Origin of the sequence: Lysobacter sp. K5869, assembly GCF_018847975.1 — a bacterium.
Taxonomy (GTDB): Bacteria; Pseudomonadota; Gammaproteobacteria; order Xanthomonadales; family Xanthomonadaceae; genus Lysobacter.
This window is the reverse complement of sequence record NZ_CP072597.1, coordinates 3,270,431-3,284,069: the sequence shown is the minus strand read 5'-3', so window position 1 is coordinate 3,284,069 and position 13,639 is coordinate 3,270,431. Positions and strand designations below refer to the sequence as shown.

Genomic DNA, 13,639 nt, shown 5'->3' with positions numbered 1-13,639 from the left:
GCGCGGGCCACGGCCTGGGCCGGTCGCGCTCACCTGACTAGACGAACCTCGCTGCGCACACCCCCACGACTTCGCGCGGCAGTGCGGAAATTTTTATCGATCCGTGAGTGCAATCACGTCCGTTCTCACGGGGCATCTTTAATGAATTCAATGAACTACGCGGCCCGATCGCGGTACGGGCGGCGTCCGATTTCCCCGCGGGCTTGGGAAAAACCCCGCCGCCCCACTAGACTGCGGTCGCCCTGTACCGGCGCCAGCGGCCGGTACGTTTTCCAGGAACCAGACTCACCCATGAAATCCCACGTCGTCGGCGCCCTGATCCTGATCGTCATCGGCACCTTGTTCCTGCTCAACAACCTGGGCTTCACCAATCTCAGCGTGACCAAGCTGCTGGTCACGTGGTGGCCGGCGATCCTGATCGCGGTCGGCCTGGGCCTGCTGTTCAAGCGCAACTGAGCGCGGCCGCGGGCCGCACGCGCAACGCCTCATGTCCGCACGCATCGACTTCAATTGCGATCTCGGCGAAGGCTGCGGCGACGACGCGGCGATCCTGCCCTACGTAAGCTCGGCCAACATCGCCTGCGGCGGCCATGCCGGCGACGAGGCGACGATGCGCGAGACCCTGCGCCTGTGCCGCGCCCACGGCGTCGCCGCCGGCGCGCATCCGGGCTATGAAGACCGCGAGCATTTCGGCCGCCGCGCGCTGGCGCTGTCGCGCGAGCAGGTGGCGATGCTGGTGACCGGCCAGCTCGCGCGCTTGGCCGCCATCGCCGCCGACGAAGACATGGTGCTGACCCACGTCAAACCGCACGGCGCGCTCTACAACCTCGCCGCCGACGACCGCACCGTGGCCGAAGCCATCGCCGCCGCGGTGGCCGAATTCGATCCGCGCCTGATCGTGTTCGGCCTCGCCCAATCCGAACTCACCGACGCGGCGCAGCGGCTGGGCTTGCGCGTCGCCCACGAAGTGTTCGCCGAGCGCGGCTACGCGGCCAACGGCCGCCTGCTGCCGCGCGGCCAGCCCGGCGCGGTGATCGAATCGCTCGACGAGGCCATCGCCCAGGTGCGCGAACTCGCCCTGCACGGGCGCGTGCGCGCGGCCGGCGGCGACACCATCGCCCTGCGCGCCGACACCTTGTGCCTGCACGGCGACCGCAGCGACGCGCCGCAGTTCGCGCGCGCCGTGCGCGCGGCGCTGGAGGCCGACGGCGTGAGCGTCGCGGCCTGGTGACCGCGGCGGCGCGCACGGCGAAGGATCGCTCGCACCCGACTCTCCTTCCGCCACGCGAGGACGCTGCCGCATGAACTATTGGCCCCTGATCGGCGTCGCCGCGCTCGCGCTCGGCTTCGTGCTGCGGCTCAATCCGGCCTTGGTGGTGGTCGCCGCCGGCTTCATCACCGGACTGGCGGCGAAGATCTCGCCGCTGGAGGTGCTGGAAGTGCTCGGCAAGGCCTACACCGAGAAACGCTTCCTGCTGCTGTTCCTGCTGACCTTGCCGGTGATCGGCCTACTCGAGCGCCACGGTTTGAAGGAACACGCGCAACGCTGGGTCGCGCGCTTGCGCGGCGCGACCATGGGGCGGCTGTTGATCGCCTACTTGCTGATGCGCCAGCTCGCCTCGGCGGTCGGCCTCAACAGCCTGGGCGGCCATCCGCAGACCGTGCGCCCGCTGCTCGCGCCGATGGCCGAGGGCGCCGCGCAAGCCGGCCACGGCGATCTCGACGAGGACGCCCGCCAGCGCATCCGCGCGATGGCCGCCGGCACCGACAACGTCGGCCTGTTCTTCGGCGAGGACATCTTCATCGCCTTCGGCGCGGTGCTACTGATCCAGAGTTTCTTCACCGAACACGGCTTGCGGCTGGATCCGCTGCACATCGCGCTGTGGGGCATCCCGACCGCGATCTGCGCGTTCCTGATCCACTGCATCCGGGTGCTGCGCTTCGAGCGCGCGCTGGTCCGGCGCTTGGCGCAGCAGCGCGCGGCCGAAGTGGCCGCGCTCGCCGATCAGGCGCGCGACGCATGATCGGCCTGAACTTCGTCTACTGGCTGCTGGGCCTGTACTTCGGCGCGTTGGCCTGGCGCGGCGCGCGCGACGCCGGCAATCCGCGGCGCTGGACCACGGCCGCGTTCTGGGGCCTGATCGCCGCGCTGATGGTCCTGGCCGAGCACCTGCCGAACACCGTCGTCGGCGGCTGCGTGGTCGTGCTGGCGCTGCTGGCCGGCTTCGGCGGCCTCGGCCGCGGACGCTACGCGGAAACCACCCAGGAAGAGAAAACCGGCGAATCGCTGCGCCTGGGCAATCGCCTGTTCTGGCCGGCGCTGCTGATTCCCGCGGTCACCTTGGCGGTCGCGCTCGGCCTGAAATACGTGCGCATCGGCGAGCGGCCGCTGCTGGAAACCGCCAACATCACCCTGATCGGCCTGGCCTTCGCCTGCATCGTCGCCCTGCTCGCCGCCTGCCGCTTGACCCGGCAGACGCCGTGGAGCGGCGTGGAGCAATCGCGCCGGCTGGTCGACGCGATCGGCTGGGCCGCGCTGCTGCCGCTGCTGCTGGCCACGCTCGGCAGCGTGTTCGAGGCCGGCGGCGTCGGTCAGGCCGTGGCCGGCGTGGTGCGCATGGCGATTCCGGTCGACAACGCCTTCGCCGTGGTCGTCGCCTACGCGGTCGGCATGGCGCTGTTCGCGGTCATCATGGGCAACGCCTTCGCCGCGTTCCCGGTGATGACCGGCGGCATCGCCCTGCCCTTGTTGGTCGGCCACCACCACGCCGATCCGGCGCCGCTGGCGGCGATCGGCATGCTCTCGGGCTATTGCGGCACGCTGTTCTCGCCGATGGCGGCCAACTTCAATCTGGTGCCGGCGGCCTTGCTCGAACTCAAGGACCCGTACGGCGTGATCCGCGCGCAGTGGCCCACCGGCGCGGTCCTGCTGGCCTGCAACGTGCTGCTGATGTATTGGATCGCGCTGCGATGACCGCCGATGTCCACAACGGCGATTTCGCCGACGCGCCGGTGCTGCTGACCGGCTTCGAGCCGTTCGGCGGCGAAGCCGACAATCCGAGCTGGGACGCGGTGCGGCGCCTGCACGGCGAGCGCATCGGCGGCCGCCGCGTCGTCGCCGAACGCTTGCCGGTGGCGTTCGGCGCGTCGCTGCAGCGCTTGCGCGAATGCCTCGACGCATCGCGCCCGGCGCTGGTGCTGTGCGTCGGCCAAGCCGGCGGCCGCGCGCAGTTGTCGATCGAACGCGTGGCGATCAACGTCGACGACGCGCGCATCGCCGACAACCTCGGCGCGCGGCCCATCGACGAGCCGGTGATCGGCGACGGCCCGGCGGCGTACTTCAGCACCCTGCCGATCAAGGCGCTGCGCGCGGCGCTGCTGGATGCCGGACTGCCCGCGGAGATCTCCCAGACCGCCGGCACCTACGTGTGCAATCACGTGTTCTACGGGCTGATGCACGAACTGCACCGGCGCGGCGACGCGCGGGTTCGGGGCGGCTTCATCCACATTCCGTATTCTCCCGCGCAAGCCGCGCGCCATGCCGGCGCGCCGAGCCTGGACGCCGACAGCGTGGTCCGCGCCCTGCGCGCGATGGTCGAAACCGCGCTGGCGACGGACGTCGACCGCCGGCTCGCCGGCGGTGCGGAACACTGACCGTCGCTTGCCGGCGGTGCGGAACACCCACCGCTGGCTTGCCGGCGGTGCGAAACACCGACCACCCGCTTGCCGACGGCGCGGAACAGCGACCGTCGGCTCGCGGGCGGCGCCCGACACCGACCGCCGCTTCGCCGACGGTTTCGCCCCTGCAGCGCCGCCGCGTCGGCGGCGCCCAACATCGACCGCGGCCGCCCCGGCCGCCTCGCCGGAGACCCCTCATGCAACGCCTTTTGCTCGCCGCCCTGCTCGCCGCGGCCGCTACCGCGCCCGCCCACGCCGGCTTGTTCGACAAGAATCCCGACCAGGTCGCGCAGGACGCGGTGAGCAAGAACCTGCGCGCGGTGACGCTGTGGGTCGACGCGACCTGGGGCTTCCGCAACCAGGGCGCGGCCAACGCGCTCAGCCGCGCGCACCAGGCCTTCGCCACCCGCGGCTACGACGTGGTGAGCGTGGAGCCGTACATCGAGAACGGCGATCTGCAAGGCTTCTTCGTCACCTACCAGAAGCCGCGCGAGTAACGGGAGCTCCCTGTAGGAGCGGCGTAAGCCGCGACTGCGACACCACAGCTACGACGACAGTCTCGACGTAGTCGCGATGTCGCAGTCGCGGCTCACGCCGCTCCTACCGCGCGAAATCGAGACATAAAAAAAAAGCCGGCGCATCGAGCGCCGGCTTTTTCGTTGCCGCATCGCGTCGCTGAAATCAGCGCGCGACCACCACGCGGGTGCCGGCGATCTGGTCGTGCAGGCAGCGACGGTCTTCGCGGAAGATCATCAGCACGTCCACCAGAATGACGATCGGGCCCAGGCACGGAATCAGGCCGACGCCCTGCTGGAACAGATAGCGCTTGCCCATCAGCGTGGCCAGGTCCGGCTTGTTGCCGTCCTGGTCGACGATCTTGATCTTCATGACCTTCTTGCCCCAGGTCTGGCCGTTCTGGCTCAGGGGCAGGTACTGCACGGCGAAGAACAGCAGCAGGCCGCCGATGCCCCAGGCGATCTGCAGGCCGTACGGCTGGTGCCCGCTCTGGGCGGCTTCCATGACCGCGTTGAAATAGCCGCCGATGAACATCAGCGGCAGCATCACCACCATCATGATGACGCCGTCGATGATCGCGGCGACCAGGCGGATGCCGCGGTCGGCCAGCTCGTCATCGCCGCCGCCCGGCGCGGTCAGCTGCGATTGCGGGCTCTGGTAAGGGTTTTGCGGGTCCATTCGACTACTCCTTGCAGGGGTTTTGGACGGGTCCGCGGGATTCCCCGTCGCGCGGCCCGGGTTTGGGGCTCGGGAAAGATAACAGGCAAAACCGGGATCGGCTGCACCGATCACAGTCTTTTTGCCGAAGCCGCCCGGGCGGCGAATCGGGCCGGCGCGAGCTTGCGCGCGCGCGGCATCCACACCGCCCGGTATGGGCGGCGCGCATTCGCTGGAAGAAGACCGCCGCGAAACGCGGCGATCGCAGAGAACTCAGCGGCGCGGACCGAGCCCGCGCCAACGACCGCGTTCGCGGACACCGCGGCCGTGCGCGCCGCGGCGGCGAGCGCCGCACAGGACCGCGCGGCGCGCGGCCCGGTTGCGCGGATCAGGTGCGCGGCAAGGTCACGCCGACCTGGCCCTGGTACTTGCCGCCGCGATCCTTGTACGAGGTGTCGCAGACTTCGTCGGACTGGAAGAACAGCATCTGCGCCACGCCCTCGTTGGCGTAGATGCGCGCCGGCAGCGGCGTGGTGTTGCTGAATTCCAAGGTCACGTGGCCTTCCCACTCCGGTTCCAGCGGGGTCACGTTGACGATGATGCCGCAGCGCGCGTAGGTGCTCTTGCCCAAGCACACCACCAGCACGTCGCGCGGAATGCGGAAGTACTCGACCGTGCGCGCCAGCGCGAACGAGTTCGGCGGGATGATGCACACGTCCGATTCCACGTCGACGAAGCTGCCGCTGTCGAAATGCTTGGGATCGACGATGGTCGAGTTGATGTTGGTGAACACCTTGAACTCGCGCGAGCAACGCACGTCGTAGCCGTAGCTGGAGGTGCCGTAGCTGACGATGCGCTGGCCGTCGGCGGACTGCTTGACCTGACCGGGTTCGAACGGCTCGATCATGCCGGCGGGCCGTTCGGACATGCGGCGGATCCAGCGGTCGGACTTGATGCTCATGCGGTGTTCCTTACGAAGGCGCGGCCGAGGCCGCGCGGTAATCATTTGGGGGGCCGGCCGCGAGGGGCGCCCGGTCCCGGATTGTACGGGCTGCGGCACGGCGCGGCGGTCGCGGGCGACCCGCCGAAACCGCGCCGCGCTTACACCAGCGAGGCGGAAATCGACGGCGCCACCCGCGGCCGCCGCGCCAGTTCCGCGGCCAGCCGGCGCGCCGCGCCGCGGTAGGCGCGCGCCGCCGCCGAATCGGGCTGGGCCGCGACCAGCGGCACGCCGGCGTCGCCCTGCTCGCGGATCGCGATCTCCAGCGGCAGGCTGCCGAGCAGCGGCACCGCGTATTGCGCGGCCATGCGCGCGCCGCCGCCTTCGCCGAACAGATGCTCGGCGTGGCCGCAGTTCGAGCACACGTGCACGGCCATGTTCTCGATCAGGCCCAGCACCGGCACTTCGACCTTCTCGAACATGCGCAGCGCCTTGCGCGCGTCGAGCGTGGCCACGTCCTGCGGCGTGGTCACGATGACCGCGCCGGCGACCGGAATCTTCTGCGCCAGGGTCAGCTGAATGTCGCCGGTGCCGGGCGGCAGATCGACGATCAGGTAATCCAGTTCGCCCCACTGGGTGTCGTTGAGCAGCGTGGTCAGCGCCGAGGTCGCCATCGGGCCGCGCCAGATCATCGGCGTGTCCTGTTCGACCAGCGGGCCGATCGACATCGCCTCGATGCCGTGCGCGCGCAGCGGCTCGATGTGCTTGCCGTCCGGGCTGTCGGGCTTGCCGTGGGCGCCGAGCATGGTCGGTACGCTGGGGCCGTAGATGTCGGCGTCGAGCACGCCGACGCGGGCGCCGTCGCCCGCCAACGCGAGGGCCAGATTGACCGCGGTGGTCGACTTGCCGACCCCGCCCTTGCCGGAACCGACCGCGATCAGATTGCGCACGTTCGCCAGCGGCGACAGCTTGGGCTGGACCGCGTGCGAGACGATGCGCGAGATCAGTTCCAGGCTGGCCAGCGCCAGCCCTTGCGGCGCCAGCGCGGCGGCGATGGCCGTCTCCAGCCCGGCGCGCATGCCGTCCAGGGCGAAACCGGCGGTGATGGACACCGCGACCCGGCCCTCGGCCGCGCCGGCGCGCACGCGCGCGCCGCTGTCGGCCAGGCTCAGGTCGGTGTCGGGCAGCGGCAGCGCCGCGATCGAAGACTGCAGTTGCTCGCTCATGCCGGCGATCCGGCTGGGCGCGGGGTAGGTAGGCGCATGGGGACTCGATACAGGGATGCCGCGTGGCGGCCGGTCTACATGTTAAGGCTTGCGCGCAATCGCGTCCGCCCGCTCGCGGCGGGGCCCGCGGCCGGCGCCTGGACAGGCCCGTCGCGAAAGCTGAATAAAACAACTTAAAATTGCCAATTCGGATTCCGCCGCATTGCTATCTGTGACTTAGCTACAGATTGATTACATAAAGCCGCGCAACGCGATTTTGCGTTCGACCGCCGCCTATAGACTAACAAACCATTAAATTCAATCAGTTGAAACAACAGACGGCGCAAAGTGAATGGGCCGCCCCGGCCAGAAAGCGAACGTTATCGTCGTGTTAAGTTCAGTTTCGTAAAGGGATCGTTAATGCCCAGGAAGGCAACCAAAACACGTAGATCGACCCAGAAAGTCCGCTTTCGCGCTTCACTTCTCAGCTAGGGGATTCATTCATGGCAGCACTCAACTCGTTCGGCCTGCATCGCAGCAGGCTGACGGCAGCGCTCGTTTCCGCGATCGCCTTCACCGCCGCCGGCGCCGCCAGCGCCCAGACCGCGGCTCCGGCCGAAGGCGCGGCCGCCTCGCCGACCGACATCGACGCGGTCACCGTCACCGGCTCGCGCATCAAGCGCATCGGCTTCGTCACCCCGTCGCCGGTGATCGGCATCAGCTCCGAGGAAATCCGCGCCACCGGCGCGGTGACCATCGCCGACCTGATGACCACCCTGCCGCAGCTGTCGGCCACCTACACCATGGGCAACTCGACCCGCTCGATCGGCACCGCCGGTCTGGGCCTGCTCGACCTGCGCGGCATGGGCACCACCCGCACCCTGGTGCTGGTCAACGGCCGCCGCCACGTCGGCGGTCTGTCGGGTTCGACCGCGGTCGACATCAACACCATCCCGGTCGAGTTGATCGAGCGCGTGGAAGTGATCACCGGCGGCGCTTCGGCCGTCTACGGCGCCGACGCGGTCGCCGGCGTGGTCAACTTCATCATGAAGAAGAAGTTCGAAGGCTACGAGCTGCGCGCCCAGACCGGCGACGCCAGCGAGGGCGACTTCAGCCGCTCCTTCGTCAGCTTCACCGGCGGCAACGAATTCGCCGGCGGCCGCGGCAGCGTGGTGTACTCGGCCGAGTACAGCAAGCAGGACCGCTTCGGCCGCAACGACCGCAAGATCGGGCGCGAAAACCTGATCAGCATGCCGAACCCGAACTTCGACCCGAAGCTGCCGCCGAGCCAGGACAACCCGCAGCGCGTGTTCATGGGCCCGGGCGGCAACTCCAGCATTTCCTACGGCGGTACCTTCAACGCCGGCGGCAAGCGCTACCAGTTCAACCCGGACGGCACCTTCCGCCCGACCCGCTACGACGGTCCGCGCGACGGCGCCAACACCTGCGTCGACTGCGACTTCGTCGACCTCAACGGCGTCGCCGACCTGCAGCCGGGCTTCGACCGCTACAGCGTCAACACCCTGGTGAACTTCGATATCAACGAGAACCACAAGTTCTTCTTCGAAGGCAAGTACACCAAGACCGAGTCGGACTTCCTGTCGCAGCCCAGCTACGACCAGCCGCTGCGCATCCGCCGCGACAACGCTTATCTGTCGCCGCAGCTGGCCGCGCTGATGGACGCCAACGGCCTCAACAGCCTGACCGACCGCGACAAGATGCTGCAGGTCTCGCGCTTCAACGTCGACGCCGGCCGCCGCGGCGAGAACGTCGAGCGCACCACCCAGCGCTACGTTCTGGGCCTGGAAGGCTACCTGAGCGAGAACTGGACCTACGAGGTCTCGGCCAACTACGGCAAGACCGAGATCGACCGCCTCAACCTCAACAACCGCATCAACGACCGCTGGCAGGCCGGCATGGACGTGGTGCGCGACGGCAGCGGCAATCTGGTCTGCCGCACCACGCTGGACCCGAACGCGATCAACCCGAACACCGGCGTGCGCTACCTCGACCTGTCGCGCCAGGGCTGCGTGCCCTTCAGCGTGTTCGGCGACGGCGCGGTCAGCCGTCAGGCGGCGGATTGGATGAACTACGACGCCAAGAACCGCACCCAGCTGACCCAGAAGGTGTTCAGCGCCTCGGTCGCCAACAGCTCGGTGTTCGAGCTGCCGGCCGGCGGCGTCGGCTTCGCCGGCGGCGTGGAATGGCGTAAGGAAAGCAGCGAAGAGCGCACCGATCCGCTGGCCGCGCAGGGCCTGACCTTCCTCAACGCGATCCCGAGCCGCAAGGGCGAGTACAGCGTCAAGGAAATCTTCGCCGAAACCACCATCCCGCTGTTGGCCGATCTGCCGGGCGTGCAGCGCCTGAGCATGGACCTGGCCGGCCGTTACTCCGACTACAGCACGGTCGGCGAGACCAAGACCTGGAACGTCGGCCTGGATTGGGCGATCAACGATTCCTTCCGCGTCCGCGCCAGCCTGGCCCAGGCGGTGCGCGCGCCGAACATCGGCGAGCTGTTCAACCCGCAGACCCAGAACTTCGCCACGATCAACGACCCGTGCGAAACCCGTCCGGGCCGCCGCAACTCGGTCAACACCGCGGCCGATCCGGCGCTGCGCGCGCGCAACTGCGCCGCGCTGGGCCTGCCGGCGAACTTCCAGAACGAGTACGGCGGCAACTACCCCGGCGTCAGCGGCGGCAACCCGAACCTCGACGTGGAAGAAGCGCGTTCGTTCTCCTACGGCTTCGTCTGGCAGCCCGAGTTCATCCAGGGCTTCGGCCTGTCGGTGGACTACTGGCGCGTCAACCTGAAGGACGCGATCGGCGCGGTCAGCGCCGAGCAGCTCGCGACCCGCTGCGTCGACTCGCCCGGCGGCGTCGGCAACGGCTTCTGCTCGATGATCAAGCGCGCTCCGGCGGGCGGCTACGTCGATCCGCAGGGCCGCACCTTCCCGGCCGGCTCGATCTACAACTGGACCGCGCTCAACGAGAACCTCGCCCGTTCGCGCCGCGCCGGCGTGGACATCGAAGCCGACTACCGCTTCGAGATGTTCGGCGGCCAGGCCTCGCTGCGCTTCGTCGGCACGCGCCTGATCTCCTCGCGCGAGTGGGCGTTCCAGGAGTTCCCGAACGAGTACCGCGAATACCTGACCTACGTCAGCGATCCGCGTTGGCGCGCCACCCTCAACGCCAGCTACAAGATCGGCAACTGGCGCGCGAGCTGGGACATGCGCTACATCGACGGCAACCTGCGCGTGGAGCCGTGGAGCTACCAGAGCAACCCGGGCCAGGTCAGCCCGATCCGCAACGGTTCCTACACCTACCACAACCTGCAGGTCGGCTATAAGGTCCCGAACACCGGTCTGGACCTGTACGTCGGCGCCGACAACGTGTTCGACAAGGATCCGCCGCTGAACTACTTCGGCGAGCTGGCCGCCAACTCGAACTACGACACCATCGGCCGCTACGTGTACGCCGGCGCGACCTACAAGTTCTAAGGTCCGCGCAGTCCATCGTTCGAACGTTGCAGCGAAAAGCCCGGCGCACGCCGGGCTTTTCGTTTTCCGGCGGCGGCGCGTTCGCGGCCGCCGCGCCGGTTCGGCCGCGCACAGGCTGAACGCGCGCCGCGCGGCTTCCATACCTGTGCGGATGCGGTATAAAGAACCTCGTCCCGCCGCGCCGGCCCACGGCGCGCGGCCACCACGCTAACGTCTCTGGGAGGGGATACATGCGTAAACAATTGCTCGCCCTGCTGCTGCTCGCGCTGCCGGCGGCGGCGTTCGCCCAGGTTTCGCCGCTCGGCACCTGGACCACGATCGACGACAAGACCAACAAGCCCAAGTCGGTGGTCGAGATCTACGAGGCCAAGGACGGCAGCCTCGCCGGCCGGGTCAACGAAGTGCTGCAGTCCGAGCGCGGTCCCAACCCGCTGTGCGACAAGTGCGACGGCGAGCGCAAGGGCAAGCCGGTCAAGGGCATGGTCATCCTGTGGGGCATCCGCAAGAGCGGCGACACCTGGGAAGGCGGCAAGATCCTCGACCCGGCCACCGGCAAGATCTATTCGGTCAAGGTGACCCCGCAGGACGCCGGCAAGAAGCTGGAAGTGCGCGGTTTCATCGGCTTCTCGCTGATCGGCCGCAGCCAGACCTGGATGCGTCACGAATAAGTCCCGGCCGGTCCGTGCGTTTACGGAAACCCGGCCTTGGCCGGGTTTCTTGCTTTTAGGCTCGGGCGATTCCGGCCTTGGCCGGGTTTCTTGCTTTTAGGGCCGGGCGCTTGCGGCCTTGGCCGGGTTTCTTGATTTTAGGGCCGGGCGATTGCGGCCTTGGCCCGGTCTCCCGCTTTCGAAGCTCCCCGATTCGGCGATGCCCCGGTTTCTCGCTCGCGGGCCCAGCCGATTCCGGCCTCACCCCCGCTTTCTTCGCTTTCGCCCCACCGATTCGTTCTGCACAGGCAAGGCCCGAAGGCCTTTCCACGCGTTCCACCCACTCCGCCACGGCCGAGCGCCGCGGCGGCCCATGCCATAATTCACGACCACCCACGGCCACCCCCGCCATGACACGCGAAATCGTCGTCTCCAACGCCCTTCCCTACGCCAACGGCGACCTGCACCTCGGCCATTTGGTCGGCTACATGCAGGCCGACATCTGGGTGCGGGCGCAGCGCATGGCCGGCCACACCGTCCACTACATCTGCGCCGACGACACCCACGGCACGCCGATCATGCTCGGCGCGGAAAAGGCCGGTAAGACGCCGGAGGCCTACATCGCCGAAATCCAGGTCCGCCACGAGCGCGACTTCGCCGATTTCGGCGTGGCCTTCGACCATTACGACTCCACCCACTCCGCCGCCAACCGCCAGTTGACCGAGGCGATCTACGCGCGCCTGGACAACAACGGGCACATCGGCCGCCGCTCGGTCGCGCAGCTGTTCGACCCGGTCAAGCAGATGTTCCTGCCCGACCGCTACGTCAAGGGCATCTGCCCGAACTGCAAGACCCCCGACCAATACGGCGACAACTGCGAGAACTGCGGCGCGACCTACGCGCCGACCGACTTGCTCGAACCGCATTCGGTGGTCAGCGGCGCGACGCCGGAGCTGCGCGAGTCCGAACACTTCTTCTTCGAGGTCGGCCACTTCGAGACGTTCCTGCGCGAATGGCTCGCCGGCGACGTCGCCACCGCGGGCATCCGAGCCAAGCTGCACGAATGGCTCGACGCCGACGGCGGCCTGCGCGCCTGGGACATCTCGCGCGACGCGCCCTACTTCGGCTTCGAGATTCCCGGCCACCCGGGCAAGTACCTGTACGTATGGATCGACGCGCCGATCGGCTACCTCAGCAGCTTCCAGACGCTGTGCGAGAAGCAAGGCCTGGATTTCTGGTCGTATCTCGCCCGCGACAGCCAGGCCGAGTTGCACCACTTCATCGGCAAGGACATCGTCACCTTCCACGGCCTGTTCTGGCCGGCGGTGCTGCACGGCGCGGGCTTCCGCGCGCCGACGCGGCTGCACGTCAACGGCTATCTGATGGTCAACGGCGAGAAGATGTCGAAGTCGCGCGGCACCTTCATCCAGGCCCGCACCTATCTCGATCAAGGCCTGGATCCCGAAGCGCTGCGCTACTACTTCGCCACCAAGACCACCGGCGGCGTCGAGGACATCGACCTCAACCTCGCCGACTTCGTCGCGCGGGTGAACGCCGACACGGTCGGCAAGTTCGTCAACCTCGCCAGCCGCTGCGCCGGCTTCATCGAAAAGCGCTTCGCCGGCCGTCTCGCCGACGCGCTGCCGGAGCCGGCGATGTACGCGCGCTTCGTCGAGCAGATCGCGCCGATCGCCCGCGCTTACGAGGCCAACGAAGCCGCGACCGCGCTGCGCCTGACCATGGCGCTGGCCGACGAAGCCAACAAGTACATCGACGAGCGCAAGCCGTGGGTGCTGGCCAAGCAGGACGGCGCCGACGCCGAACTGCAGGCGGTGTGCACCCAGGGCCTGAACCTGTTCCGCGTGCTCGCCGCCGCGCTCAAGCCGGTGCTGCCGCGCGTGGCCGCGCAGAGCGAAGCCTTCCTCGCCGCGCCGGTGGCGCGCTGGAGCGACCTCGACCAGCCGCTGGTCGCGCGCGACATCGCCGCTTACGTCCCGTTGTTCACCCGTATCGACCCGAAATTGATCGAAGCCATGATCGAAGCCAGCAAGGAATCCCTCGCCGCCGCCGCGCCCGCCAAGAGCGAGGCCGCGAAGGCCGAAACCGCCAAGCCCGCGGCTGCGGCCGCCGCGCCCAAGCCCGCCGCCGCGGCGAGCGACGGCCCCGCCACCATCGCCATCGACGACTTCGCCAAGCTCGACCTGCGCGTGGGCAAGGTGCTGGCCTGCGAATTCGTCGACGGCTCCGACAAGCTGCTGCGCTTCGAGCTCGACGCCGGCGACCTGGGCAAGCGCCAGATCTTCTCCGGCATCCGCGGCTCCTACGCCGAGCCCGAGAAGCTGATCGGCCGCAGCGTGGTGTTCATCGCCAACCTCGCCCCGCGCAAAATGCGCTTCGGCCTGAGCGAAGGCATGATCCTCTCGGCCGGCTTCGACGGCGGCGGCTTGTTCCTGCTGGATGCCGATGGCGGGGCGCAGCCGGGCATGCCGGTGAGGTGAG

General features: G+C 68.5%; 12 protein-coding genes. 9 read left to right on the top strand and 3 right to left on the bottom strand.

Annotated elements, in window-relative coordinates; genetic code table 11:
* Positions 1 to 291: 291 nt before the first annotated feature.
* The 6 genes from J5226_RS14255 to J5226_RS14230 all read left to right on the top strand — a co-directional run bounded on the left by J5226_RS14255 (position 292) and on the right by J5226_RS14230 (position 4,175).
* Entirely contained in the window at positions 292 to 456 is a 165-nt protein-coding gene (locus J5226_RS14255; RefSeq protein ID WP_091793749.1) for a DUF5668 domain-containing protein, read from the top strand.
* Positions 457 to 487: 31 nt separating this feature from the next.
* Positions 488 to 1,231 carry a 5-oxoprolinase subunit PxpA gene (locus J5226_RS14250; RefSeq protein WP_215835136.1) on the top strand — a complete coding sequence of 248 codons (744 nt, stop codon included), beginning with the start codon at positions 488 to 490 and terminating at the stop codon, positions 1,229 to 1,231.
* A 70-nt stretch (positions 1,232 to 1,301) separates the two neighbouring features.
* The gene (locus J5226_RS14245) at positions 1,302 to 2,024 is read left to right on the top strand and encodes a DUF969 domain-containing protein (protein ID WP_215835135.1); all 723 of its coding nucleotides are present in this window, start codon (positions 1,302 to 1,304) and stop codon (positions 2,022 to 2,024) included.
* Positions 2,021 to 2,974, top strand: a complete 954-nt coding sequence (locus J5226_RS14240; RefSeq protein ID WP_215835134.1) for a DUF979 domain-containing protein — start codon at positions 2,021 to 2,023, stop codon at positions 2,972 to 2,974. Before J5226_RS14245 ends, J5226_RS14240 begins: the two co-directional genes overlap by 4 nt.
* Positions 2,971 to 3,654, top strand: coding sequence for a pyroglutamyl-peptidase I (pcp, locus tag J5226_RS14235; protein ID WP_215835133.1), 684 nt, complete (start codon positions 2,971 to 2,973; stop codon positions 3,652 to 3,654). The genes J5226_RS14240 and pcp overlap by 4 nt, the downstream gene beginning before the upstream one ends.
* A 221-nt stretch (positions 3,655 to 3,875) precedes the next feature.
* Positions 3,876 to 4,175, top strand: a complete 300-nt coding sequence (locus J5226_RS14230; protein ID WP_215835132.1) for a hypothetical protein — start codon at positions 3,876 to 3,878, stop codon at positions 4,173 to 4,175.
* A 184-nt stretch (positions 4,176 to 4,359) separates the two neighbouring features.
* Here J5226_RS14230 and J5226_RS14225 read toward each other — a convergent pair whose 3' ends face one another.
* From J5226_RS14225 to apbC, 3 genes are all read right to left on the bottom strand, one after another.
* Entirely contained in the window at positions 4,360 to 4,872 is a 513-nt protein-coding gene (locus tag J5226_RS14225) for an RDD family protein (protein ID WP_215835131.1), read from the bottom strand.
* 367 nt (positions 4,873 to 5,239) lie between these two features.
* Positions 5,240 to 5,812, bottom strand: a complete 573-nt coding sequence (gene dcd / locus J5226_RS14220; RefSeq protein WP_215835130.1) for a dCTP deaminase — start codon at positions 5,810 to 5,812, stop codon at positions 5,240 to 5,242.
* Between the two features lie 140 nt (positions 5,813 to 5,952).
* Positions 5,953 to 7,017, bottom strand: coding sequence for an iron-sulfur cluster carrier protein ApbC (gene apbC / locus J5226_RS14215; RefSeq protein WP_215835129.1), 1,065 nt, complete (start codon positions 7,015 to 7,017; stop codon positions 5,953 to 5,955).
* 482 nt (positions 7,018 to 7,499) lie between these two features.
* Here apbC and J5226_RS14210 point away from each other — a divergent pair, with 482 nt between their 5' ends.
* From J5226_RS14210 to metG, 3 genes are all read left to right on the top strand, one after another.
* A complete protein-coding gene (locus tag J5226_RS14210; RefSeq protein WP_215835128.1) occupies positions 7,500 to 10,493 on the top strand; it encodes a TonB-dependent receptor in 2,994 nt (997 codons plus the stop codon).
* Between the two features lie 230 nt (positions 10,494 to 10,723).
* On the top strand, positions 10,724 to 11,161 hold the full coding sequence (locus J5226_RS14205; protein WP_215835127.1) for a DUF2147 domain-containing protein: 438 nt from the start codon (positions 10,724 to 10,726) through the stop codon (positions 11,159 to 11,161).
* Between the two features lie 389 nt (positions 11,162 to 11,550).
* Entirely contained in the window at positions 11,551 to 13,638 is a 2,088-nt protein-coding gene (gene metG, locus J5226_RS14200; protein WP_215835126.1) for a methionine--tRNA ligase, read from the top strand.
* The last annotated feature ends 1 nt before the right edge of the window (position 13,639 follow it).